Origin of the sequence: Rhodanobacter ginsengiterrae (assembly GCF_050026815.1) — a bacterium.
Taxonomy (GTDB): Bacteria; Pseudomonadota; Gammaproteobacteria; order Xanthomonadales; family Rhodanobacteraceae; genus Rhodanobacter; species Rhodanobacter ginsengiterrae.
This window is the reverse complement of record NZ_JALBWO010000056.1, coordinates 360,295-382,252: the sequence shown is the minus strand read 5'-3', so window position 1 is coordinate 382,252 and position 21,958 is coordinate 360,295. Positions and strand designations below refer to the sequence as shown.

21 protein-coding genes and 1 pseudogene are annotated in these 21,958 nt (G+C 63.6%); 5 read left to right on the top strand and 17 right to left on the bottom strand.

The window, feature by feature from the left end; genetic code table 11:
• Positions 1–33: 33 nt before the first annotated feature.
• From ACQGNJ_RS14630 to ACQGNJ_RS14620, 3 genes are read right to left on the bottom strand one after another with little or no spacing between them, the layout of a single operon-like run.
• A complete protein-coding gene (locus tag ACQGNJ_RS14630) occupies positions 34–1,023 on the bottom strand; it encodes a saccharopine dehydrogenase family protein (protein ID WP_426689972.1) in 990 nt (329 codons plus the stop codon).
• The gene (locus ACQGNJ_RS14625; RefSeq protein ID WP_426689971.1) at positions 1,020–1,424 is read right to left on the bottom strand and encodes a VOC family protein; all 405 of its coding nucleotides are present in this window, start codon (positions 1,422–1,424) and stop codon (positions 1,020–1,022) included. Before ACQGNJ_RS14625 ends, ACQGNJ_RS14630 begins: the two co-directional genes overlap by 4 nt.
• 17 nt (positions 1,425–1,441) lie before the next feature.
• Positions 1,442–2,194, bottom strand: a complete 753-nt coding sequence (locus tag ACQGNJ_RS14620; protein WP_426689970.1) for an SDR family NAD(P)-dependent oxidoreductase — start codon at positions 2,192–2,194, stop codon at positions 1,442–1,444.
• Positions 2,195–2,330: 136 nt separating this feature from the next.
• Between ACQGNJ_RS14620 and ACQGNJ_RS14615 the strand changes: the two genes are divergently transcribed.
• Positions 2,331–3,227: an AraC family transcriptional regulator gene (locus ACQGNJ_RS14615; protein WP_426689969.1), complete on the top strand. Its 897-nt coding sequence runs from the start codon at positions 2,331–2,333 to the stop codon at positions 3,225–3,227.
• Between the two features lie 120 nt (positions 3,228–3,347).
• Here ACQGNJ_RS14615 and ACQGNJ_RS14610 read toward each other — a convergent pair whose 3' ends face one another.
• Entirely contained in the window at positions 3,348–4,805 is a 1,458-nt protein-coding gene (locus tag ACQGNJ_RS14610; protein WP_426689968.1) for an MFS transporter, read from the bottom strand.
• Positions 4,806–4,922: 117 nt separating this feature from the next.
• The gene (locus ACQGNJ_RS14605; protein ID WP_426689967.1) at positions 4,923–5,669 is read right to left on the bottom strand and encodes an SDR family NAD(P)-dependent oxidoreductase; all 747 of its coding nucleotides are present in this window, start codon (positions 5,667–5,669) and stop codon (positions 4,923–4,925) included.
• Positions 5,670–5,849: 180 nt separating this feature from the next.
• Between ACQGNJ_RS14605 and ACQGNJ_RS14600 the strand changes: the two genes are divergently transcribed.
• Complete coding sequence (locus ACQGNJ_RS14600) at positions 5,850–6,749, top strand: AraC family transcriptional regulator (protein ID WP_426689966.1); 900 nt, start codon at positions 5,850–5,852, stop codon at positions 6,747–6,749.
• A gap of 322 nt (positions 6,750–7,071) precedes the next feature.
• On the opposite strand, the pseudogene ACQGNJ_RS14595 reads toward ACQGNJ_RS14600, so the two are convergent.
• The 10 genes and pseudogenes from ACQGNJ_RS14595 to ACQGNJ_RS14550 all read right to left on the bottom strand — a co-directional run.
• Positions 7,072–7,383 (bottom strand): annotated as a pseudogene (locus tag ACQGNJ_RS14595) (efflux RND transporter permease subunit); the annotation flags it as partial.
• A 47-nt stretch (positions 7,384–7,430) separates the two neighbouring features.
• A complete protein-coding gene (locus tag ACQGNJ_RS14590) occupies positions 7,431–9,392 on the bottom strand; it encodes a DUF3363 domain-containing protein (protein ID WP_426689965.1) in 1,962 nt (653 codons plus the stop codon).
• Between the two features lie 436 nt (positions 9,393–9,828).
• Positions 9,829–10,416, bottom strand: a complete 588-nt coding sequence (locus ACQGNJ_RS14585; protein WP_426689964.1) for a S26 family signal peptidase — start codon at positions 10,414–10,416, stop codon at positions 9,829–9,831.
• Positions 10,413–10,940, bottom strand: a complete 528-nt coding sequence (locus tag ACQGNJ_RS14580; RefSeq protein WP_426689963.1) for a DUF2840 domain-containing protein — start codon at positions 10,938–10,940, stop codon at positions 10,413–10,415. Before ACQGNJ_RS14580 ends, ACQGNJ_RS14585 begins: the two co-directional genes overlap by 4 nt.
• Positions 10,937–11,188: a chromosome partitioning protein ParB gene (locus tag ACQGNJ_RS14575; protein ID WP_426689962.1), complete on the bottom strand. Its 252-nt coding sequence runs from the start codon at positions 11,186–11,188 to the stop codon at positions 10,937–10,939. Before ACQGNJ_RS14575 ends, ACQGNJ_RS14580 begins: the two co-directional genes overlap by 4 nt.
• Complete coding sequence (gene parA / locus ACQGNJ_RS14570) at positions 11,185–11,823, bottom strand: ParA family partition ATPase (protein WP_426689961.1); 639 nt, start codon at positions 11,821–11,823, stop codon at positions 11,185–11,187. The genes ACQGNJ_RS14575 and parA overlap by 4 nt, the downstream gene beginning before the upstream one ends.
• A 277-nt stretch (positions 11,824–12,100) precedes the next feature.
• On the bottom strand, positions 12,101–12,928 hold the full coding sequence (locus tag ACQGNJ_RS14565; RefSeq protein ID WP_426689960.1) for a replication initiator protein A: 828 nt from the start codon (positions 12,926–12,928) through the stop codon (positions 12,101–12,103).
• A gap of 26 nt (positions 12,929–12,954) precedes the next feature.
• On the bottom strand, positions 12,955–13,251 hold the full coding sequence (locus tag ACQGNJ_RS14560) for a helix-turn-helix transcriptional regulator (RefSeq protein ID WP_426689959.1): 297 nt from the start codon (positions 13,249–13,251) through the stop codon (positions 12,955–12,957).
• Positions 13,252–13,376: 125 nt separating this feature from the next.
• Positions 13,377–14,132: a DUF7011 domain-containing protein gene (locus tag ACQGNJ_RS14555; protein WP_426689958.1), complete on the bottom strand. Its 756-nt coding sequence runs from the start codon at positions 14,130–14,132 to the stop codon at positions 13,377–13,379.
• A gap of 321 nt (positions 14,133–14,453) precedes the next feature.
• Complete coding sequence (locus ACQGNJ_RS14550) at positions 14,454–14,804, bottom strand: DUF2958 domain-containing protein (protein WP_426689957.1); 351 nt, start codon at positions 14,802–14,804, stop codon at positions 14,454–14,456.
• A 296-nt stretch (positions 14,805–15,100) separates the two neighbouring features.
• On the opposite strand from ACQGNJ_RS14550, the gene ACQGNJ_RS14545 reads away from it, so the two are divergent.
• Positions 15,101–15,391, top strand: a complete 291-nt coding sequence (locus ACQGNJ_RS14545; protein ID WP_426689956.1) for a helix-turn-helix domain-containing protein — start codon at positions 15,101–15,103, stop codon at positions 15,389–15,391.
• A gap of 65 nt (positions 15,392–15,456) precedes the next feature.
• Here the strand turns inward: ACQGNJ_RS14545 and ACQGNJ_RS14540 are convergent, their stop codons facing one another.
• Positions 15,457–15,774 carry a DUF736 domain-containing protein gene (locus tag ACQGNJ_RS14540; RefSeq protein WP_426689955.1) on the bottom strand — a complete coding sequence of 106 codons (318 nt, stop codon included), beginning with the start codon at positions 15,772–15,774 and terminating at the stop codon, positions 15,457–15,459.
• 915 nt (positions 15,775–16,689) lie between these two features.
• Entirely contained in the window at positions 16,690–17,337 is a 648-nt protein-coding gene (gene radC, locus ACQGNJ_RS14535; protein WP_426689954.1) for a RadC family protein, read from the bottom strand.
• Between the two features lie 1,201 nt (positions 17,338–18,538).
• Between radC and ACQGNJ_RS14530 the strand changes: the two genes are divergently transcribed.
• Together ACQGNJ_RS14530 and ACQGNJ_RS14525 are read left to right on the top strand one after the other, a co-directional pair.
• Entirely contained in the window at positions 18,539–19,711 is a 1,173-nt protein-coding gene (locus ACQGNJ_RS14530) for an anti-phage 6A-MBL system MBL-fold protein (RefSeq protein WP_426689953.1), read from the top strand.
• The gene (locus tag ACQGNJ_RS14525; protein WP_426689952.1) at positions 19,633–21,957 is read left to right on the top strand and encodes an anti-phage 6A-MBL system cap2_3 protein; all 2,325 of its coding nucleotides are present in this window, start codon (positions 19,633–19,635) and stop codon (positions 21,955–21,957) included. Before ACQGNJ_RS14530 ends, ACQGNJ_RS14525 begins: the two co-directional genes overlap by 79 nt.
• The last annotated feature ends 1 nt before the right edge of the window (position 21,958 follow it).

Genomic DNA, 21,958 nt, shown 5'->3' with positions numbered 1-21,958 from the left:
CGAAAACTGGCCAATTGAATGTTTCGATCTATTTCATCCCGGCTGGTCGAAAATTTGCGTGCCGGCAATGCTCTCCGCAAAGCTCGAACCGAAAAGACGAGCTGGGGTGTCGAATCCTGCCCGCTGCTCACCTCCGAGCACACGTCTCACCGCCTCCACTGCCGAAAGCGGCGTGTAGGAGTAGCCGTTGACCGTCTCGATCATGGAGCGCGCGACGCCACCGTCGGCGCCTGTTACCTCCACAATTGCGCGTGCACGCTGGTCGTCACGCTCCTCGCGGCTCGGACCGTCCGGCAGCTTGGACAAGTCGCCTTCCGGAAATGCACTGCCGGTAACGTTCACGAACATGGCAATGTTGGGAATGCCCGTCGAATGCCATGCCGTGATCAGATCGCCAAAGGATAGTGGTGCGCAGGTCACGAGTCCTTCGCCGAAGTCAAACAGCCCTGACTTGGCGTCGGGCGTGGGAGCAAGCACGCCATCCACGCGCGCCATCAGGCCGGCACCGATGATCTCGCCGGCACTTATCGCCGATCCGCGCGACATCGACCCTGCTACCTGCAGCGCGATCCGCAGGGATACAGGGTTCTCGACGCGGCGAGATACATGCATGGCAAGGCAGTCGGTCGGGACGACGTCCCAACCTATGCCGGGCATCAACATGACCCCGGCCATCTCGGCATCCTTGCTGAGTCGTTCCGCCAGCCGATAGGTATCGATCTCCGCTGTGATGTCCAAATAGTGAACACCTGATGCAATGCAGGCCCGCATCAGCGGCTGCGCCGTACGAACGAAAGGTCCGGCGCAATTCAGCACGACGCGGAGGCCATTCAATACATGCATCAGCACGGTCGCGTCATCGAGTTCAAAAGCTCGACACGGCACATCCAGTTCCTTGGCGAACGTCGCCAATTTCTCGCGGTCCCTTCCAGCGATGACAAAGTCCAGCCCTGCAGCTTTGGCCTGGCGAGCGACCATGCGCCCGGTGTAGCCGGTCGCACCGTAAATGAGGAGTTTGCTCATGGCTTCGAGTGCTGCCAGCTCTTGTAGACGAACTCCAGGCTGTAGCCATCCGGGTCCAGCACGTTGGCCGCGTAGTAGCGCGGGTCGTAGTGAAGTCGCGCGCCTGGTGCCCCGTTGTCGGTAGCGCCAGCGGCCATGGCGGCGGCATAAGCCGCATCGATCTCGGCTGTGCTCGCGCCAATGAAACCCACATGCACTGCCCGTCCTTCGACCGTGCCTGCCCGCAGCCAGAAAAACACCCGTCCCTTGGCCCCGAAGCCCTTGAGGTCGGGATGCCCCGGAGGGCCGTCCTTGCCGGCGTAGTCGTGTTGACGGGTGATACCGAGGGGCGCGAGTACCGCCGTGTAGAAGGCGATCGAGCGATCGACGTCACTTACAGAGAGAAAAATATGATCGAGCATCATCAAGCTCCGCTGATTCAGATGTTGTAGCCACCGGCGACTTCGATATTCTGAGCGTTGATCCAGCCACTATCCGCAGCCAGCAGACTCGCGATCACCCGACCGACATCGTCAGGCGCACCGATCCGGCCGAGTGCGGTCTGGCCGGCGAGCATGGTCACAAACTCCGGACTCTGATCAAACGCGCCGCTGGTCATGTCGGTGCGGATCGCGCCGGGAGAGATCGAATTCGCGCGAATGCCGCGCGGGCCAAATTCCTTGGCCATGTAGCGCGTCAGCACCTCCAGCCCACCCTTGAATGCCGCATAGGGCGCCGCACCCGGCGTCGCCACGCGGGTCGTCGCACTGGTCATGTTGACGATGTGGCCGCCATCAGCCATCAACGGCAACAGCGCCTGGGTCAGGAAGAACGGACCCTTGAGGTGCACATTCAACAGGCCATCGAATTCGGCCTCGGTGACTGTCTCGATCGCGTTGAAGAGTCCGTAGCCCGCGTTGTTGATCAGCGCGTCGAAGCGATCCCGGCCCCAGGTTGATTTCAGCGCCGCCGCGACATCGTCACGAAAGCCGGCAAAGGATGCGACCTTGCTTACATCCAGCCCCATCGCCACGGCCTTTCCGCCTTCCGCTTCGATTTCGCGAACGACTTCCTGCGCTCCTGCCGCGTGGCTGTTGTAGGTGATGATGACGCCGAAACCGCGCTTCGCCGCCTGGACTGCAGTGCTGGCCCCGATGCCCCGGCTTGCGCCGGTGATGATGACTACGCTCATGTTTTTTGCCGTTTGGTAAGTGGTACATGCATGATCGGTCGCCAGCCGTCTGCGGCTCTGCCCGTTCCTGCCTCAAGCCTGCCTATTCCTGCTTTTCTGCTTGCGGAATTGCTCGTACTGCGATCAGATGCCGTCCATGGAAGAACAACTGAAAGAACTACGAGCACTGGCAGCGAACGCGAAAAACCGCCTGACCGAGACCGGCATTCCTCGCGTCGCCATGGTGCAGGGCAAGATTCCGGAACACGAGCTGGCCGCCGTCTACGACCCGATGGTCAACCTGATTCTTCAGGGCAGTAAATCGATGACCATCGGCGATCGCACCCTGCATTACTGCCCAGCCAACTATTTCGTCATGTCCGTCGACCTGCCGGCGGTCGGCACGGTGTGGCCGGCGGCATCCGGCGAACCCTACCTGGCCGTGGCCTTGACCCTGCAGCCTGTGGTCGTCGCTACCCTGATTGCCGACTTGCCCGAAATCGTTCACAGCGAGCGATCGGAAACCGGATTCTCGGTCGCCGCCGTAACCCCGGAGTTGATGGGCGCCTGGGTCCGCATGCTGCGCTTGATGGAACGTCCCGCTGACATTCCGGCATTGGCGCCCGTCTACGAGCGCGAGATTCTTTATCGCGTACTGCAAGGTCCGCAAGGCTGGATGCTGCGTGACCTTGCCATGCCCGACACCGCGCTGGCTCGGGTAAGCCTCGCGATCCAACTGATCCGCCGCGACTTCGCCCAGCCCTTGCGTGTCGAGACGCTTGCGCGGGCAGCCGCGATGAGTCCCAGCGCTTTCCATCGCAACTTCAAGTCCGTGACCTCACTCAGCCCCGTGCAGTATCAGAAGCAAATCCGCCTGCTGAAGGCGCGTTCATTGATGATCGGCGCTGGCCGCAACGTCACGTCGGCGGCCTTCGAAGTAGGCTACGAAAGCGCCACGCAGTTCAGCCGCGAATACGCGCGGGCCTTCGGCCTGCCACCGATGAGTGACACGGCCCGAATCATGACGGCGGCAACCCAAACGAACTCTGGTTGAAATAGGGGCCGGGTCGAATCCGGAACTCGCGAACCTCGATCAGCGCACCCTCGATCACATGGAGAAGCTGGTCCCGACGGACTTAGCCGCCGTCCTCGCGCTGCGGATGACACCACTTTCCTACGGGCGCACCTCGGCTAATTTGCGATCCGCAACAGCGCTATTTTCAGGGCCTTCCGGGATGGCCTGCGCGGATCGCGGATCGATGCTTCGCCAAGCGACGAGCGCAGCGACGACGGCAATGATGGCTCCTGCGATGAATGCTGCTGGGAAACCCGATGCAAACCGATCAGGAACGGCAGCGAGAGCATAGATCGACGTGATGACCGCAATCCCGAGCGCGCCGCCTATCTGTTGATCCATCTGCAACAGACCCGAGGCGGTGCCCGCATGCTCTGCCGGCACCCCGTGCATGATCGCCACCGTACCCGGAGCAAAAATGAAGGCGATCCCTACCGCGTGTACCAGCAGTGGGATCAACACGCCTGGAAAATAGCTGCCATCGTCTGCGAGCAGAGCAAACCCCACCAAGCTGACCGCTACGATCAGACTCCCGCTCACGAGCAGCGTGCGGCTCCCGAACCTCGCGATTAACCGAGGTGCGAACCGGCTGATTGCAGAGACAGCCACGGTGAGCGGTAGATAACCAAGACCTGCGCCAAGAGACGTCCATCCGAGCACACGTTGAAGATATTGCACCAGCATGAACAGCAGCGCGAAATGCATTCCGACGATCAACGCCATCACTGTCAGCGCGGCGGCGCGGGAACGGTCCTGCAACAAAGCGAGATCGAGCAGAGGCGCCTGATGGCGCTTCTCTGTCAGGAAAAAAACCATGAACAAGATAGCTGCGCCGGCGAAAGAACCAAGCGTACTGACCGTCGTCCACCCATTTTCCGCGGCACTGATAAACCCGTAAACCAGTGCGATCGATCCAACTGTGGCGGTAATCGCACCAACGATATCAAGGCGCGCTGTCTTTGGATGGGTTTCGGCAACGAGACGGCCGATGGCCATCACCACGAGGGCACCCACCGGCACGTTGATGAGAAGCGCCCAGCGCCAGGACAGGAAGTCGGTGAGGATTCCACCCAGGATCAGACCCGCGGACGCGCCGGTCGCTGAGACGGCTATGAAAAGCGACAAACCTCGAGTTCGCTCCTCTTCGTCACGTGCCATTACCATCACCAGCGCCAGTGCGCTGGGCCCTGCCAGTGCAGCGCCAACACCCTGAACCAGGCGGGCGATGATCAGAATGGCAGGCGACTGTGCCAATCCGCCAAACAGCGAAGCAACAACGAAGATGATGAGTCCGGACCTGAAAGCACGAACCTGCCCCATCATGTCGCCCAGCCTGCCTCCAAGCAGGAGCAGGCCGCCAAAAGCCACACCGAAGGCATTGGGTACCCAGGTCAATCCTGCTGAACTGAAGCCCAGATCCTGCTGAATTCGTGGCAGCGCTACCACGACGATCATCAAATCCATCGCGAGCATGAGCTGCGCTGCGAGGACAATCCATAGCGCGAGCGCGCGTCGACGCGACGCGGGAGGGTTGCCCCCACGGGTTAGGCTTGGCATGGTGATATTTCCCGATGGCTTGTTAGCGGCCGCGATCCGCATGAACGCGGGAAACCGTCGCCCTGATGTTCAGTCGGCGACGGTTTTCGAACTTGGAGGCGCAGCCCCGACCTTGATTCAGACGCCGCGCGCGCCGCCCGTGGCCCGGATGGATTCGCCACTGATCCAGTGCGCGTCATCCGAGGCCAGGAAGACTGCTGTCGGAGCAATATCTTCGGGCTCTCCGAAGCGGCCGAGCGGTGTTTCGGCAAGCAGCCTTGCGCCAAGTTCGCCCGCGAAATTGCCATCGGTGGCAGGCGTATTCGTATAACCGGGCATGATCGCGTTCACCCGGATACCGCGTGGCCCGAGTTCGCGAGCCAACGCGTATGTCATCGTGTCGACAGCACCCTTGGTCGCGGAATAGACGCTGGCACCGGCAGATGGATGGGTGCTGAGGATCGAACTGATGTTGACGATGCTGCCACCGGCATCGCCAAAATGCTTCACGGCTTCCCGGATCGCCAGAAATGAGCCCAGCACATTCACATTGAACTGTTTGTGGAAAGCCTCCTCTGTCAGATCTGTGACCATCTCGAAGACCGCGACGCCCGCATTGTTCACGAGCACGTCCACCTTGCCGTAATCGGCCGCTACCGTGTCGAACAGGCGAATGACATTGGCCGACCTGGACATGTCCGCTTGCACTGCGACCGCCTTGCCACCTGCTGCCTCGATTGAGGCAACCACGGCGTCGGCGCCATCCTTGCCGGTCGCATAATTCACGACGACGATAGCGCCTTCAGCACCAAATGCCTTGGCGATGCCCGCTCCGATGCCGCTAGAGGCTCCGGTCACGACGGCAACTTTTCCGTTCAATTTCATCGGGTAGTCCTTCTCTAAATAGCCATTTCGTGTAGAGATGCGATGTTGCACTCTCAAGATCATGATATGGCGGCAGGGGTTCCGGACCCATGCCAATTACTCTCCTGTTTTTGCCTATTCTTCTCGCATGAGCTTGCCTTGCGGCGTTGATGACGCCATCTTTGCGTCATGACAATGGTGATGGATGAGTTGCGCAGCATCACGATGCGCGCAGGAAGCAGTTGGACCGATACCGGCCTGCCGCGCGTGGCGATGGTGAGAGCGGAGGCCTGCGCAGATCAGGTGTATGAGCCGATGCTCCATCTGGTTTTGCAGGGCTCAAAGAGCCTGTCGGTTGGCAATCAATTTTTGCGCTTTGAGCAAGGGAGCTATTTCGTCGTACCCGTTGATTTGCCAGCCACTGGTGAAATCCAGTCGGACGGGCCAGGGCAGCCCTATCTGGCCGTGAGCCTCACGCTCGATCCTGCAATGATCGCGGCGATGCTCGTTGAGATGCACGACACCGGGACGACGCCCAGCCCTAGCGGTTTCTCCGTTTCGGCCGCCACGCCTGAACTGATTGATGCCTGGCTACGTCTGATGAGGCTGATCGATCGTCCCGAAGAAGCGGCACTCCTTGCGCCTTTGATCGAGCGCGAGATTCTTTTCCGGGTATTGCTAGGCCCCCAAGGTGGCAAGCTTCGTGAAATCGCCAGCGCCGATAGTCGGCTCGCGCAGGTTCGGCCGGCTATTGGGTGGATCCGGGACAACTACGCCGAACCCATTCGCGCTGAACCGCTCGCCGCCATGAGCGGCATGAGCGTTGCTGCTTTCTATCGGCACTTCAAAGCAGTCACATCCATGGCCCCCATCCAGTACCAGAAGCGACTTCGGCTGCTGACGGCTCGGCGCTTGATGCTATTCGAGGCCCAGGACGCCGGATCGGTGGCCTATTCGGTAGGCTATGAAAGTGCATCGCAATTCAGCCGTGAATATGCGCGCATGTTCGGAATGCCCCCTGCACGGGACGCAGCTCGGTACAAGGTATCGATCCCCGTCAACGACGAAGCCTCGATCCAGCATGCCATCACCGACGCTTGACCAACCCAGTGACCGGATGCTGGCGGCGGTTTAGGGATGTATTGCGGCAGCCGCGCCCGACCTCGTTGGGCTAGGCTTCGGAAAAACTATCGAGGCCAAGCTTATTGCCGTCCGGGTCGCGGTTGTATCTGTGGACAGCATCGTCAGCTCCTTGGGCTCGCGAATCGGCTTGGTGTCACTGGTCTTGTCGATTGCCAGACGCCGGACATGTTGGAGCGTGAGCAGGATGCCGTTCTGCGTACTGAGTCGGTCCCATTGCCCCCGCGAGATCTCGTGCCGGAATGTTGAAAGCGGCAGACGCATCCTGTGCCTGGGTGGTGGTCAACGTGCCTTCGTTCATCGCGGGCATGAACTCGCTGCCGAGCTTGGTCATCGGCACGACCGCGGTGAGCAGCAGCACACCAGCCAGCACCAGAGTCGCTTTCGGATAACGCAGCACCGCTTCGAGGATCGGCCGATAGCCATGCATCAAGCCGCGGTTGAGTGGGTTGTCGCGCTCGGCACGGATGCGTCCGCGGATCAAATAACCCATCAGCACCGGCACCAGCGTCACCGCCAGCCCGGCCGCTGCAGCCATCGCGTAGGTCTTGTTGAAGGCCAGCGGCTTGAAAAGCTTCCCTTCCTGTCCCTGCAACGTCACCCATGACCACTGGCTGATGTGCCAAGTCGCCAATGATGAGGCTATCCAACCGTAGGGCCTCGCATTCGACCAATCTCCCAACTCACGTTCGAGCCGCGCACCGTTACTGCAATCTGCTGCCCCATCCGCTGTTCAATAACCGGCTTCCACGGAACCAGGCTGAATCCCATGCCGTCGTTCAGCATCGCGTAGCGCCCGCTGGCCAGCAGCACGCTGCGCCGATAGATACCGGCCACGCGCTGCCCGTCGGTCACCGGCCGATGCTCCAGGCCGGTTTCGGCCGCGATGTCACGCGCGGTCTTCGCCAACTCACGGCTGCGCAGCGTCGCCAGTAGGTTGCGCGCCACAATCACTCGCTGCCCGCGCCGTTCAGCTAACCCCTGTTCCACCAGGAAGTCAGTACGTTGACGCAGCGCGTCCCCCACCTCTCCACCAAAGCCCATGTCGCCCAACCCCTTGCCGCCACCAATTACCTGCTGGTCCAGCCAGGTGGCACCGATCACGCGGGTCTGTCGCTCAATGGGCAGGTGTGACTTCAGTTCGACCGCGACGCCACCGCCCAGGCGCTGGCTGTCGTATTGGCGGCCCCGCTCGGGTAGATCATTCGGCACCTTCCATAGCCCCTCGGCCACACGCTCCACGATGCCGGCGCGGCGCAGGGCTTCGAGCCGGCGCACGTGCGCGGCCACCACTTCGTGCGGATCGCGGTCGGGCGTGGCCAGGCTTTGGGCGACGGCCAGATGCTGGTCGGTGCGGTAGAAACCATCGACGGCCAGTGCGGCGATGGTCTTATCCGAGGCGCGCGCAACGGCGCTCCCCTTGACCTCGACGATGCTGCCGGTCGTGTACTGCTCCAGTTCCGACCGCGGCGGCAGCGTCACGTAGTGCGCTTTGCCGTCCGTGCCATCCACCACCAGATAACCCTTGTCGTACAGCTCGTCAGCCAACCCTTTGGCGGCGACCCGTCCGACGATGGCGCTGCCATCCCCGCCCGGCTCGAATACGGCCAGCTCACGTTGCGTGCCACCCATCGCCCGTTGCATGGTGCGTATGATGTCGCCGCGCTCGCCCATCGCCCGCAGGGTCGGCTCGGCCTCGACGTGGATCACCCATGCGCCGGTTTGCGGTTGGCTCGCCAGGCCCATGCGCTGCAAGTGTTGCAGGCGGCCGATCAACATCTCGCGCGGGCGGTGTAGCCTCGGCTCGTTGAGACGTTCGACGTGCACCTGGCCATCGACGGCTTCGCGCTGCAAGGTACGGTCCAAGCTGGTCCAGCGCTCCTGTTCGACTTCCCGCGCGAGCGTGCGCTGGATCTCCTGTTCGGTACGTGGCCCCAGCCATTCGGTGGCGAGTTCGGCAGCACGCTCGCGCAGGCCGCGGGTCAGGTACGCCTGCGCGATGATGAGATCGCGGCCAGTGTCGTCCTTACCGCGCAACACGATGTGGGTGTGCGGGTTGTCGGTGTTCCAGTGATCGACCGCCACCCAATCCAGCCGCGTACCCAGGTCGGCTTCCATGCGGGTCATCAGGTGGCGCGTATAGGTGTGCAGATCGCCCAACTCGGCGCCATCTTCGGGCGACACGATGAAACGGAACTGGTGCCGGTCGCCGCGCCCGCGTTCCTCGAATGCGGTCAGGTCGGCTTCGTCGGTCGCCGCGCCGTATGCCCTGCCCGGCTCACCGTCGCGGCCCACGCCCTCGCGCTCGATGTAATGCAGGTGCGTGACGGTCGAGCGCGCGCCGGCCTGCTTTAGGTACACCAAGCGCACCTTGACGGTGGCACGTCGCGAGTTGGCGGGCAGCGACTGCCCGGTGAACCGGGCTGCCACATGGCCGCGCCCCAGCCGGGAGCCGGGTGTCTTGCCGCGCCGGCCGCCGCTGGCGTTGGCCGCCTTGCTCACATGATGCAACACCTGGTTGATGAAAGCGTCGCCGCGGTGCTTCGGCGCGCCGGGGCGGAGGCGGAAACGATCGTCACCGTCCGAGCGGCCACGTCGGCTCACCGGCAAGCTCCATCCATGGCCATCGCGTCAGCGAGTGGCAGGCACGCGATATCTCCTGAACCAGCCTGAACTTGCGCCGACTCGCGGCACGGTGCCGCACACCGGCGCGTGCCGCGCCACCCCCACGTGCAGACAGGCTTTTGGACCGGCCGCGTGCGGGTCCCTTCAATCTTGCCCTGCATCTTTCCCCGGCCTGACGGCACGGGGACGCGATGCCCCGGCGGCGCTGCGCGATGCGCAGCCTGCACGCCGGCGAGCGCCTGCCATGCCATCGGCATGGCGCGCTCGGGGCAAGCCGTCTGCACGGGGGAAAACACGTCGGTATGTCGCAGCGGATACCGTGCGAAGCGCGGCGCGGATACGCTCGCGCTGCACGCACGGCGACGCTGCCGCGACACGGCATAACGCCGGTCCACATGCACGAGGTCGAGCGGCGTCATAACCGCTTCTCCAGCCAGACCGGATGCGCCACTCCGAGCACGGTATCGGCGCGCACCGGCCCGAAATACCGGCTGTCGAACGACGCCGGGTTGGTTGTACTGAGTAGGAACAGCTCGCCAGGGCGAAGACGCCGGCAGGACAGCCAGGCGCGCAGCGGCCGGCCCCTGCCATCGGTGCGCAGCACGCTGGCCACCGGCACGCCGTCGATGCGCACGATGCCTTCGTTGATGCACACCTGCTGCGGCGCAACGGCAGCGATCGGCTTGAGCAGCGGGATGCGCAATGGCAAGTAGCCGCGCCTCGCCGCCAGCGCGGCGGCGTTGGCCGGCAACGGAACCAGCACGATGTTGCCGACGTGCATCGCAGGCGGCAGCGAGCCGGCATGGCGTGCGAGCGGATCGACGCGATACCAGCCGACCGCCACGCTGTCGGATGGGTTGTAGACCAGACGCGGCAACGGCGACACGAAAGACGCCCAGGCCAGCGAAGCGAGGCCGCCGGCGGACAGTACCGCCAGCACGAGGCGAGCGCGCCGGCGCGAGTGAGGACGTGGCGCAGTGTCGGTGGTGGGAATGACCGTCATAACAACGCCCTCCCGGCCAGCCAGGCAGCGTGCCGCGCAGCGGAGTACAGCGGTAGCGGCCCACGCGCAGCGAGCCGGTTGCCCAACGTGCGCCAGTACGCGGGCGAAACCGCGTTCGGCGCGATGCTCAGCGCCTCGATGGCATCGATGCACGACAGCGCGGCCTGCACCTGCCGTTCGCCCTCGGCGTGTAGCAGCAGGCGCGCACCGGGCTGCACACCGAGAATGCGCTGCGCGGCATCCAGTGGCGTGCACGCCTGCATCACCATGAGCTGCCAGCGCGTCGTGCCGTAGTCGTTGGATTCCCAGCGGATGCGACCGAAGATCGCCGCCGGCAGGAACACCGCCACCTGCCGCCAGCGGTCCAGTCGCACGGTGTGGGCAGGTTCGCCAAAGCGCAGATAGAGGTTGATCCGATGTGCGAAGTAAGCAAGCGAAACACGGGTCAGTGGTGTGCCGCAGCTCTGGCTGGCGGGCACGGCGAATGACGGCGCAGACGTCTGCGCAGCGGCGTGAGTATTCATGACGTGTGCTTCGGGAACTCGCGCTCCAGTAGCGCGCGCAGCAGCTCGGCCACCGTCACGCCCTGCGTGAACGCCGAGACCTTGATGCGTGCGCGCAGCGCAGGCGTGATATCGAGCGTCAGTCGTGCGGTGTAGAGGTCGCCTTTCTGAAGGTCGGCGCCGTCGCCCTGGCGAATCCACGCCTCGGCGTGCGGGTTCATTGGCGGACGTGCGCCAATGGCGATGCGCTTGCCGCGTGCGTGGTTCATGACGACCACCGCAGCAGTTCGTCGGTCAGTGCCGTAATCTCGCGTGCGGCGGCGCTGTCGGGCGCCAGCTCGCGCGCAAGCTGCCCGGCCGCCACGCTGTCGGCGAAGACGATGCGCTGACGGATTTCCGATTGCAGCGATGGCAGCGGCTGTTCTGCAAGTGCACTGCGCGCCTCGCGACCGATGACGGTGGTGCTGACGCGCCGGTTGATGACGAAGGCCGCATGCAGCGCCGGCCGGAACACCTGTGCCTCGCGGACCAGCGCCACCATCTCGGCACTCGCCCACAGGTCGTAGGGACTCGGTTGCACCGGCACCAGCACACGGTCCGCTGCCAGCAGCGCCGAGCGCGCCAGCGCGGCGATGCGCGGCGGGCCGTCGATGACAACGTGATCGCTGCGGCGTGCCAGCTCCGGCGCCTCCTGGTGCAGCGTCTCGCGTGCGAGGCCCACGGCGCTGAACAACCGCGGCAGACCCTGCTGACTGCGTCGCTGGGTCCAGTCCAGCGCCGAGCCCTGCGGATCGGCATCGAGCAGGATGACCTGCAGGCCGCGCAGCGCCAGTTCGCCGGCGATGTGCGTGGCGAGCGTGGTCTTGCCGACACCGCCTTTCTGGTTGAGCAGAGCGACGATCATGGGACAGTTCTCCATGACGGAAAACGACTCGTTGATCGACCTGCGAAACGCGACTGCTTGGGCCGTTGCTTTTGCGTTTCGGCAGTTGTCCACTGCAACGGCGTGGCGCTATTACCTGTTAGTGTTTTTAGGTTAGATAAGTTAGAGACCACGCAAATCCGCGTGGTGACTGGGCTTGCGGCCGATTTTGTTGCCTGATAGCACGAGGATGTGTTGCCTGATAGCACGATACTTTGGTTGTCTGATAGCACGAGGCCATTCACCGCTTGTTCCCGAGTTATCCCCGTGCTGTGTACGGCACGGGCCGAAAGGTCAGCAGCTCCGCTTTGCGGTCGGACATCCACTCGATGCCCAGCACGTAGCCGGGCAAGGATTGTTTCGCCACCAGCGCACGCAGGTCGGCCGCGAAGTCGTAGAACCGAGCCATGCTGCCGGATTTGCGATACAGGTACGCGAAGTCGAACTGCCAGCCACCGGCCTGGCGTCCACCGTGTTTGCGCACGAGGCGATACAGCCAGCGTTCGATGCCGCCAGTGAGCCGGAAGTATGCCGGGTCGATGGTCAACACCAGGGCGGCGTCGAGCACGCCGGCGTAGAACCAGTCCGGCAGGATCAGTTCGACGCCGAGCGGCATGCCCTTGGCGTTCGCCCGCTCCTTCCACTCGTTGATCCATGAGAACCGATGCAGGCGCCGCCCGGTGGTCTCGCGGATCGAGGTGGCCACCGTCGTCGATTGCAGGCGATCCAGCGCGGCCTTGAGGCGCTGGTAATCGCGCAGCGACGTACCGCGCCCGATGAAACGCAGGATCTCGTAAGGCGTGGCCTGCATCAGGCGCGAGGTCGGGATGCCGGCGTCGCGGGCTTCCACGACCTGGCTCGCGGCCCAGATCAGGATGTCGGCGTCCCAGATCGTGGCGATGCCGTGCTCCTGCGTACCCTCCACGCGCACGATCACGCGTCCGGAGCGAAAGTCGATCGGAGCGATGCGCCGCGACTTGGCCAGCGAGAAGAACGGAAACGCCATCAGGTCCTGGCTGTCGCGCGGCGCCATGTCTCCCGGCAACGCGCGGAACAACGCCAGCTGTTCGCGTGCGGGTCCGGACATGGCGATGGCCGCCCACGCACCGCCGGTCAGCGCGCACGGCTGTCGGCCGAGTGACGCTCGGCGTACTCGGGATCGGACGTGGCCTCGAAGCTGCGCGCATCGGCCCAGGCATCAAGGTCGGCGACGGCATACATGACGCGTCGGCCGAACTTGCGAAAGCGCGGGCCGCCGCCCAGCACGCGCTGCTTCTCCAGCGTACGCGGCGACAGCCGCAGGTGGTCGGCGGCTTCTTCGTTGGTCAGGTAGCGCGGCGGCTGGGTGGTTGCGGCGGGTTGCGGGGCAACGGCATGGGCGGCATAGGGCCGCACGGGAGTGGGTCGCATGTGGGAAGCCTCCATCGATTGGGAGCACCGGCGGCGACAGTGCGGCCGGATGGAGGCAGTCTCGGAAAAGCGGCGGGTTGCGCAGAGGGTCGTTTTGCAGCGCAGGCAAAATGACCCTCCCCAGGTCATTCGAGTTGTGCGAGGCGGCGATAGCCGCCGTGCATCAGCGTCTGGCCCCGGCGTACCAGGCGACGCACGCGCGAGCGCAGGCCGCCGTCGGCGTACCAGCTTTCGGCGACCGTATCGACACCGAAAAGTCCCGCCGCCGTTTCGCGCAAGGACGCGCCCGCCAGGGTCGCGTCGAGCGCCTGCAGGGTGTGCAGTTCCAGCAGCGCGGCAGGCGTGGGACGGCTGCGAGCCAATGCCGAAGGCGCGACGCTACCAATGGCGGCCCGTTGTTCCAGCCACGCCGTCAACACGCGCTGGAGCGTGCCGACCGAGGCGCTGGCGCGGAGGACATGGACGTAGGCCATGCCGTCCGCAAGGCCCGGTGCCAGCGCTAGCCGCAGGCAGCTACCGGGCCAACGCGCCAGCAGCATGAGACGCTTACCGTCGTGGAGCAGGCATTTGTGGCCGGGAATGCGCCAGAAGGCGAAGACGACGGCACCCGGCGGCGGATCGACCTCTGGATAGAGCTGGAGCACGCTGTCGTGGTCGGGGAACCAGGCGGGATGCGCATCGCGCGCATCCCTCGCCGGGTCTTCGAGCAGGCGCAGGCCCCAGGCGTGCGCCGCATCGGATCGGCGACGATGGCGCAGCCATTCGCGCCGATAGTCGGGGTTCCTGCGCAGGTACTCCCAGGCCAGCGCAGGGCCGTCGAGGTGCAGCACGTAGAGATACGCGGCGATGGGATACCAAGGCTCGGCGCTTCGATCGGCCATGATGCACGCTCCCCTCATTGAGCAGGAACATCGCCACGGTCGTCGCTGTGCAGGGACTACGGCATCACTTCAAGGCGTCATCAGGCACGAGGTAAAGTAACCAGCAGCGTCAAGTCCGATAGGCTCCGGCATCTTGCATGTGCAGTCCGAATCGTGACGGCGCTGCATGCGCGAATCGCACGCAGCACGGAACACCCTGCCGCAAGCCGCGTCCCACATCGTGACTTTTTCGGTCAGGCAGACCACCACGCCACGCAAGAGTGGCGTTTCAGACAATCCGGGTATCGAACCAGACCAAGAAAGAAAGGAAGCAACGCGCGATCAGTCGGGAATCGAACCGTCAAGCTGTGCCAGCCGCACATACCCGGACAGCGGCCGTGCTGCGTGGAAATACAGGTCGCGCAGGATGGGCCGCCCGAGCGGCCCGACGATAGCGGCCAGATCCGACAGTTTCACCACGCCCAGCGCGGGCATCCCGATGCCAAGATCGATCAACCCCCAAGCTGTATTGCCGTCGGTGGGGTCAAGCGCGGCCAGCAGCCAGGTCGCGTGCGCGTCCGGCGTGAACAGTCGTACCACCGGCATCGGGTCGATGGGCTGGCCAGCAGCGCGTGCCTCGCCGACGGCGAGCAGTTGCGTGCGTTGTTCGTCGGTAACGAGCGGCTGGATCATGGTCAGGAATCCCACGAAACCAACGATGCGTGGATACGCTTTACCGCCAAGACGCGGAAGTGTCGAAGCGGATGTGTGTTTCCGTGCGGAGGCGCGAAGGCGCAAGCCATCGAATCCGTACATGCACGGAAACGTCGATGCGCAATGGTGCATATCAGGAAAGACACGGAAGCGGCTCTCCGGTTCTGTCGAAATCCGTCAAAGCGGATTTCAGTAACACGGCAACAGGCTAAATTGCCGCCAATGAGTTAAAGATAACGTGGTTTTAATTGTCCCTCGACCGGACGCTTCTGTCCATGCAGAAGCGCCCCGTCCAACCCGGCCGACCGGCCGGCGCCACCACCTTCGATGCCGAACTGGCCCGGGCGTTCGGCGCGGCGGTGCGCGCATTGCGGACGGAGCGCGGCGTCGCCCAGGAATTGCTGGCGAACCAGGCCGGGATCGAGCGTTCCCATTTGGGAAAGATCGAGCGCGGCGAGCACATGCCCACGCTGGCGATCATCTTCAAGATCGCCAGCGCGCTGGAGTGCAGCACGGCGGCGCTGATGAGTGCGACGGAAAGCCAACTCGCGGCATCCGGCGCGTAGCTTTTGCCGTGCTGCCTCTGGCAGCACGGCGCCCCGCCGCAAGGGGCAGGGCGCCGTGGTGGCGGTTAGTCCGCCTGTTGTGGTTTGCTGCGCGACCAGATCAGGTCGTGCGTGCCGTCCTCGCTTTCGATCAGGCGAGCATAAACGGTTGCCGGGAACGAAGGATCGTCGAGGGTCACGGACACGTAGGGCCGTTCGGCCTTGCTGACTTTCTTCCACGCTGCGCCGATGTCATGGCCGGCCGCCTGCACGCGGAAGTCGGGGGCGTTCTCGCTGTCGCCCTTGTCGTTGGGAACCAGCTTGACCTTGACGTTGAGCGTCAGGGTGCGGAGCGTGCCGGTGAGGCCGTCTTTGTCTGCGGTGAAGGTACCGATGTTAGCCATGATGTTTCTCCTTTCGGGTTGAACAAGGTCGCGCCAGTGCGTCCTTGTTGTGAGCCGGCCGGCGGGGGATGGGCTGGCCGCACCGCGCAGCGGTCGCAACAACGTGGAGAACCTGGAAGCGCAAAGAATTTGCTGCGCGAGGAAGCCGCGTAGCGGCGGGGAAATTGTTTGCGCTGGAAGGTTGCGGCCATGAAGCCCAAGGCGCAGCCGCGCCCCCGCCAGGATTCACGACAAGCCAAGGACGCACGGGCCGCCTGTCCTGGATGGAGATATGGCTGACTCGGCATCCCCGTGTGACCGCTTCACCGGCTCGTGCCCTGACGTGGAAGGCCAACACCCCAACGACGGGCGAGAACGCTCCTTGCCGCAGCTTGCGGCGACGTGCTTGAGGCGTGGCGTGGAAGCTCCATAGGGCAAGGCTGGGCGGCGTGTCGGTGAACCGACCTTCGTGGCGTACAGGCGGCGGACCGCCAGCGTCGAGGACGGCACGCTTTGGCACAACCTGCCGCAGCAAGCTGGGGCGTAGCCCCACAAGCTCCGCCTATTGCGGCGGGGCGCCATCAAAACCTTGCCCGCGCCAGCGGGCACCGACTGGCCGTACCGCGCGCAAGGCTGTTGCGCGCCCGCCCCGTCGCCGCCTGGTCGAAGGCGGCGACGGGGCGATTTTGCCGTGGACGTTGAATCCGGGCGCGGTAGACCTGCCGCGCCCGGTTCGAGAAAAGCCCCGGCGCATCGCGCCGCTTTCAGCTCAGCGAGAGCAAGATCGTGTGGAAGAACCCCGACGGATGGTTGCGGCCATCGGATTGAGGGTCTCGATGATATGAGTCAGGCTGCGCCAGCGCCCCTGACGACAACCCACGCACGCGACCGGTCAGACGAGCCATGCACACGGCCGCGGGACAAGGTTCAGCGAAACTACATCAGTCCACGGGCGGCCATCGACACCGGCTCGCCGCTGCCGATCACCAGATGATCGAGCACGCGCACACCAACCAGCTGCAAGGCATCACGCAGCTCGTGGGTAATGGCGCGATCGGCAGCGCTGGGTTCGGCCACGCCCGAGGGGTGGTTATGGCTGAAGATCACGGCGGCCGCGTTGACTTTGAGGGCTTCGCGCACCACTTCGCGCGGGTGCACGCTGGCGCCATCGATGGTGCCGCGAAACAACTCGGCAAACGCCAGCACGCGGTGCCGGTTGTCCAAAAACAGACAGCCGAAAACTTCATACGGCAGGTGGCGCAGGCGCGCGCGCAGGTAATCGCCACTGTCGCGGGGATTGCCCAGACTCGGCCGCTGTGCCAGTTGTTCGTACATGCAGCGCCGGGACAACTCCACCGCTGCGGCCACGCGTGCGCGTTGTGCTTCACTCATGCCCGCCTCCCCATACACCACGGCCTGCAGGCTGCCCGCCTCGCACACCATGCGGCGGAAAGCGTCCACCTGTGTTGCGTGGGGAGCGCCGGCGACCACGGCCAGCAGTTCCACATCGGACAAAGCATTCACGCCCCGATCGCTCAAGCGGCCCAGCAGCGAATCATCGGCATACGGTTTGCGAGTAGTCATCACGTTTTCCCTTTGGGTTCGGTAGCGCCGAAAGCGCAGCGCCCGGTACGGGCGCGTCAGCTTTCGAACGGGAACCGGGCCTGCCGGCGCCGTGGCGGTGTCAAGGGACGTGCCCGCAGGGCGCGTAGGAAGCCGACTGGCGCGGGCAGGAGCCGCAGGCGACAACCCGGGTCGGCGACTGGCCCTTGACACGGGAAGCCACGGCAGAGGCGACAGGGGGAGCCGCCGGCTTCGCCGGTGGGGGACAAAGCGGGCCAACTCGGCCCGCGTCCCGCGTGGACGCGCACACGCGCGACGTAGGCCGCGCAGGCTGACGTAGCCAGCCGAGCGGTCACTATCGGCGCAGGCGCAGCTTGGAAGCCCGTCAGGGCGCACCAAGCTGCCCTGTCCACGCCTCAACGCAATGCGCCTCTCCCTTTGCTTCCGGCACTGGCCGGCCGCGGCCGCAGCCCTTGGGGCGCCTACGGCGTGGCGGTCAGGTGAAGAAAAGGGGGTGAGGTTTCTAGTGCTGGTTGTTTGCGGTAACGCCTGGCGCAAACGCCAGAAAGGGCAAAACGCCGGCCCTGCCCTCCTTCACCACGGCAATTAACCAGCTTCGCCAGCGAAACTGACTATCGCCAGCAGCCAAACTGCCCACTGGCGAGCCGCCAGTAGAATCTGGTCCGCTGTCGCCGGTAGATAACGACCGCGTGCGTCGTGCACCAGCAGTGAGGATTCGGAAGGGGAAGAAAAGTGCGACATGATCGTGCTCCGGTTGCTCGGGCGGCATTGCCCGGAACCGGTGCCCTCACGGCGCGGCGCAAGCAATCAGGGGCGAAGACGGCCAGGCCGCAAGCGTGCTGGCACGCGCAGCCCTTGACGGCGTGAACGCCGTTCTACCGTGAAGGGAAACAGCAAGACCGCCACCACTACGCCACAACGCCGGCAAGCGGAGCGCGCAGGCCCGCCAAGGGCCGGAGACGTCAGGGATCAAAGCCGAATGGCCGCGACTCGGCACAAGGCGCGGGGCGCAGCCCGCGAGCCCGACGGCGGCACGCCGGGACGCTCCCACGTTTCTGCGACACCCATCCAATAATGGGGCTTGACAAACTATATCTAGTGTATTGACCTGATTTTCATACGCACATATAGTGTTAGCACTCTCGTCGGCAGAGTGCTAACCCGTTCACGCTGCCCACCGTTCCTGAACAAGGAGTATCCCGTGGCAGACGTGCATAAAGTCATTTTTTATCCGGTGGGCAATGGGGACACCACCCAGATCGTCCTATCCGGTGGTCGTCGCGTTCTGTTCGACTTTTGTCACCGCGACAAGGCCGAAGATGCTGACACTCCGGAGATCGACCTCAAAGCTCGCCTCAAGGAGGACTTGGAGGCCGTCGATCACGACTATTTCGACGTTGTCGCTTTCACCCACGCGGACTTGGATCACATCCAGGGCAGCACCGACTTCTTCGAACTTCAGCACGCCAAGAGGTACCAGGGCGAAGGTCGAATCAAGATTCAGGAGCTTTGGGTGCCCGCCGCCATGCTGCTGGAAGAAGCCGACAAGGATCACCAGCAAGAAGAGTCGGTCTTGCTCCGGCAGGAGGCCCGGCACCGGCTGCTCGAAGGCAAGGACATTCTGGTGTTCTCGAAACCACAGCTGCTGATGGACTGGCTGGAGCCTCTACTGAAAGAGCGAGGAGAAGCAGCTACGGCGCGCGATCACCTTTTCATTGACGCCGGGACCCTCGTCCCGGGGTTCACGCTCGCCAACGATGGCGTCGAGTTCTTCTGCCATTCCCCCTTCATCAAGCATTGCGACGACGGCGACATCATCCGTAACCGCGCCTCGCTGGTATTCAACGTGCGTTTCCGGGCAGACGGCGCGCACTACGACTATCTGGAGGTGGGCGATGCCACGTGGGAGGAAATGGAGGACATCGTTGGTACCACGAAGTACCACAAGAACGAGGATCGCCTTGCCTGGGATCTCTACAACATTCCGCACCATTGCAGCTATCTGGCCCTCAACGAAGAGGGTCAAAAAGGCGACAAGGAGACCGAGCCGAAACCACTGGTCAAGGAACTGTTGCTGCAAGGGAAGCGCGATGCCTACATCGTTAGTTGCAGCAAGCCCATTCCCGACATCAGGGAATCCTACGAGCAAGTGCAGCCACCGCACATCCAGGCTCGCAACGCCTACGAACGCTATTTGAGGGAAGTGGGCGGACGCAAGTTTCTGGTGACGATGGAGGAACCGAACGCCAACAGGCCCGAGCCGATCGTTTTCGAGATTGCGAGTGGCGGCGTGACGTGGAAGCGCTCGGCATCCATCGGCGCGCCGGCCATCATCGTTTCGACTCCGCCGCGCGCAGGCTGGCGAGCGGGATGATGGCTGAGGCGTACCACGAACTCGCGAACGTCGTAGAGATCAAGGAAGCCAGCGAACTAACCATTCCCCGTGCGAAGGCGCTGCTCGATGCAATTCAGCGTCAGCGCGACTATTCGCTCGTCCAAATCCTTCGCCATCCAGTTGAGGGCAACCCCACGCGTGAATGCCTTGTCGTGGAGGTCGAGTGCGATGACGTACCGCCAAAGAACCCGACTGGCATCCAATATCGCGAGCGCCTGGCACTATGTGTGCCAGATGACGCCAAGAAACTGATCGAGGTTCTTGCATTGCGCCAGGACTTTCCCGTCCTGATGCACCAGAACCAAGGGGTGCCAGGCGCGCCAGCAAGTCTCTGCCTGTACTTCGAGCCGGCTGCGGCGGTGATGCGCACCTGGACGCCGCAAGCATTTCTCCGACGCATCCAGTGGTGGCTGGAAAAAAGTGCCCGAGGAGAACTGCATCCGGCAGACCAGCCGGTGGAGCACCTGTTCTTCGCGAGCAAGTACGAACTTGTCCTGCCGTGGAATCTGGATAGGTTGCGGCAGAATCCGGGCCAACAGTTCGTCGTCGTCCGCCAGGAAGAACGTCCAGACGAAGGATTCACCTGCTTTTTGGTGCCCGTCGCACCAAACATTCCGCAGGCCAAGACCGCCAAGCATATTGAACTGATCTTGCCGCCCATCGTTCACGGCTTCATCGAGCGCGATCCGGTGACACTGGGGGAGTTGGACGATCTTCTGACGCGACGCAATGTGGACCTCATTGGCCCTTTGCGCGCGGGTCTACAGGCTGGGATCGGCCAAGCAGGGGCCACTGCTTCGAGCAACGACACGGGAACCGTTATTCTCTTGCATATCCCGATCCGTCGCGCGGCCGACGCCGAGCCGGATGGGAGCATTCGCCGCGCGTTCTTCGTGCCAGTCAACACGCTCGAACTCGGTGTCGCCTGTGGCGCGCTGCTGGTACATGAAAAGCGGTATTACCAAGACCTGCTGAATCAGCAGCCGTCCACGGCATGGCGTGACCAACTCCTGCTGCCGATGGACGTGCTGATACAGAACGACGGTGCCGCCGCGCGACGTCAGTCCGGCATCACGGAAGAAGGTCCAACGGGGGTATTGGTCGGCGCCGGCTCTCTCGGTAGCGCGTTGCTGAACCTGTGGGGTCGCAGCGGTTGGGGACGTTGGACCGTCATCGACAAGGACCACATCAAGCCGCATAACCTTTCCCGTCATGTGGCCTACGCACAGCACATCGGCGAAACCAAGGCTGCGGTCGCCGCTGATTTGCATGCCGCAGTGATGCAAGGAGCCACCCAAATCACCCCCATCGTGGCTGACGCTTGTGACCTTGGACAGGAGCCTGTTGCACAGGCGCTCACCGGTGCGACCTTGGTCGTCGATGCCTCGACCATCCTTGAATACCCGCGGGCCACGAGCGCCGTCGATGCCTTGCCACGGCACTTCTCCGTCTTTGTCACACCCGATGGCAATGCGGCCGTGTTGCTTGCCGAGGATGCAAAGCGCATGCAGCGACTTCGCACGTTGGAGGCGCAGTATTACCGCGCGCTGATCGAGCAGGACTGGGGCAAAAACCATCTTGCGGGGCATACCGGCACGTTCTGGAGCGGAGCGAGTTGTCGCGACATTTCACTGGTGATGCCGTACTCGCGCATTCTGGGACATTCGAGCACGCTGGCCGAGCAGGTTCAGGCTGCTGCGGTAAGCGAGGACGCCCTGATTCGCGTTTGGCAGCGTGATCCGGTGTGCGGCGCCATTGAGGTACACGATGTGCCTGTGAGGCCAGAACAGCGCCTTGGGCCTGGCGAGCTCGGCCTGTACATCGACGAAGGTGCCGTACAACAGTTGCGCCAATGGCGTCAGCAGGGTTTTCCCAACGAAACGGGTGGCGTGCTGCTTGGCTACTACGATTTCAACATCAAGGCCGTAGTTGTCGTCGCCGGGCTTCCTGCTCCCTCGGACAGCAAGGCCAGTCCAGCCTTTTTCGAACGGGGCATCGCGGGGCTCGCCGAAGCCGTCAAGGATGCTTCTGAACGAACTGCCGGCATGGTTCGCTATATCGGCGAATGGCACAGCCATCCGCCAGGGCATTCGGCTTCACCAAGCCGGGACGATTTTGTACAGCTCGTTCACCTGGCGCTCGGCATGGCCGACGATGGGTTGCCGGCCGTGCAGCTCATCGTGGGTGAGAAGGACGTTCAAATCCTCCAAGGGATGGTGCGCTGAC

Bases quoted from the DNA above. Each gene is read 5' to 3' on its own strand.
- ACQGNJ_RS14630 (WP_426689972.1), bottom strand. From the start codon at position 1,023: ATGAGCAAACTCCTCATTTACGGTGCGACCGGCTACACCGGGCGCATG.
- ACQGNJ_RS14625 (WP_426689971.1), bottom strand. From the start codon at position 1,424: ATGCTCGATCATATTTTTCTCTCTGTAAGTGACGTCGATCGCTCGATC.
- ACQGNJ_RS14620 (WP_426689970.1), bottom strand. From the start codon at position 2,194: ATGAGCGTAGTCATCATCACCGGCGCAAGCCGGGGCATCGGGGCCAGC.
- ACQGNJ_RS14615 (WP_426689969.1), top strand. From the start codon at position 2,331: ATGGAAGAACAACTGAAAGAACTACGAGCACTGGCAGCGAACGCGAAA.
- ACQGNJ_RS14610 (WP_426689968.1), bottom strand. From the start codon at position 4,805: ATGCCAAGCCTAACCCGTGGGGGCAACCCTCCCGCGTCGCGTCGACGC.
- ACQGNJ_RS14605 (WP_426689967.1), bottom strand. From the start codon at position 5,669: ATGAAATTGAACGGAAAAGTTGCCGTCGTGACCGGAGCCTCTAGCGGC.
- ACQGNJ_RS14600 (WP_426689966.1), top strand. From the start codon at position 5,850: ATGGATGAGTTGCGCAGCATCACGATGCGCGCAGGAAGCAGTTGGACC.
- ACQGNJ_RS14585 (WP_426689964.1), bottom strand. From the start codon at position 10,416: ATGACGGTCATTCCCACCACCGACACTGCGCCACGTCCTCACTCGCGC.
- ACQGNJ_RS14580 (WP_426689963.1), bottom strand. From the start codon at position 10,940: ATGAATACTCACGCCGCTGCGCAGACGTCTGCGCCGTCATTCGCCGTG.
- ACQGNJ_RS14575 (WP_426689962.1), bottom strand. From the start codon at position 11,188: ATGAACCACGCACGCGGCAAGCGCATCGCCATTGGCGCACGTCCGCCA.
- parA (WP_426689961.1), bottom strand. From the start codon at position 11,823: ATGATCGTCGCTCTGCTCAACCAGAAAGGCGGTGTCGGCAAGACCACG.
- ACQGNJ_RS14565 (WP_426689960.1), bottom strand. From the start codon at position 12,928: ATGTCCGGACCCGCACGCGAACAGCTGGCGTTGTTCCGCGCGTTGCCG.
- ACQGNJ_RS14560 (WP_426689959.1), bottom strand. From the start codon at position 13,251: ATGCGACCCACTCCCGTGCGGCCCTATGCCGCCCATGCCGTTGCCCCG.
- ACQGNJ_RS14555 (WP_426689958.1), bottom strand. From the start codon at position 14,132: ATGGCCGATCGAAGCGCCGAGCCTTGGTATCCCATCGCCGCGTATCTC.
- ACQGNJ_RS14550 (WP_426689957.1), bottom strand. From the start codon at position 14,804: ATGATCCAGCCGCTCGTTACCGACGAACAACGCACGCAACTGCTCGCC.
- ACQGNJ_RS14545 (WP_426689956.1), top strand. From the start codon at position 15,101: ATGCAGAAGCGCCCCGTCCAACCCGGCCGACCGGCCGGCGCCACCACC.
- ACQGNJ_RS14540 (WP_426689955.1), bottom strand. From the start codon at position 15,774: ATGGCTAACATCGGTACCTTCACCGCAGACAAAGACGGCCTCACCGGC.
- radC (WP_426689954.1), bottom strand. From the start codon at position 17,337: ATGACTACTCGCAAACCGTATGCCGATGATTCGCTGCTGGGCCGCTTG.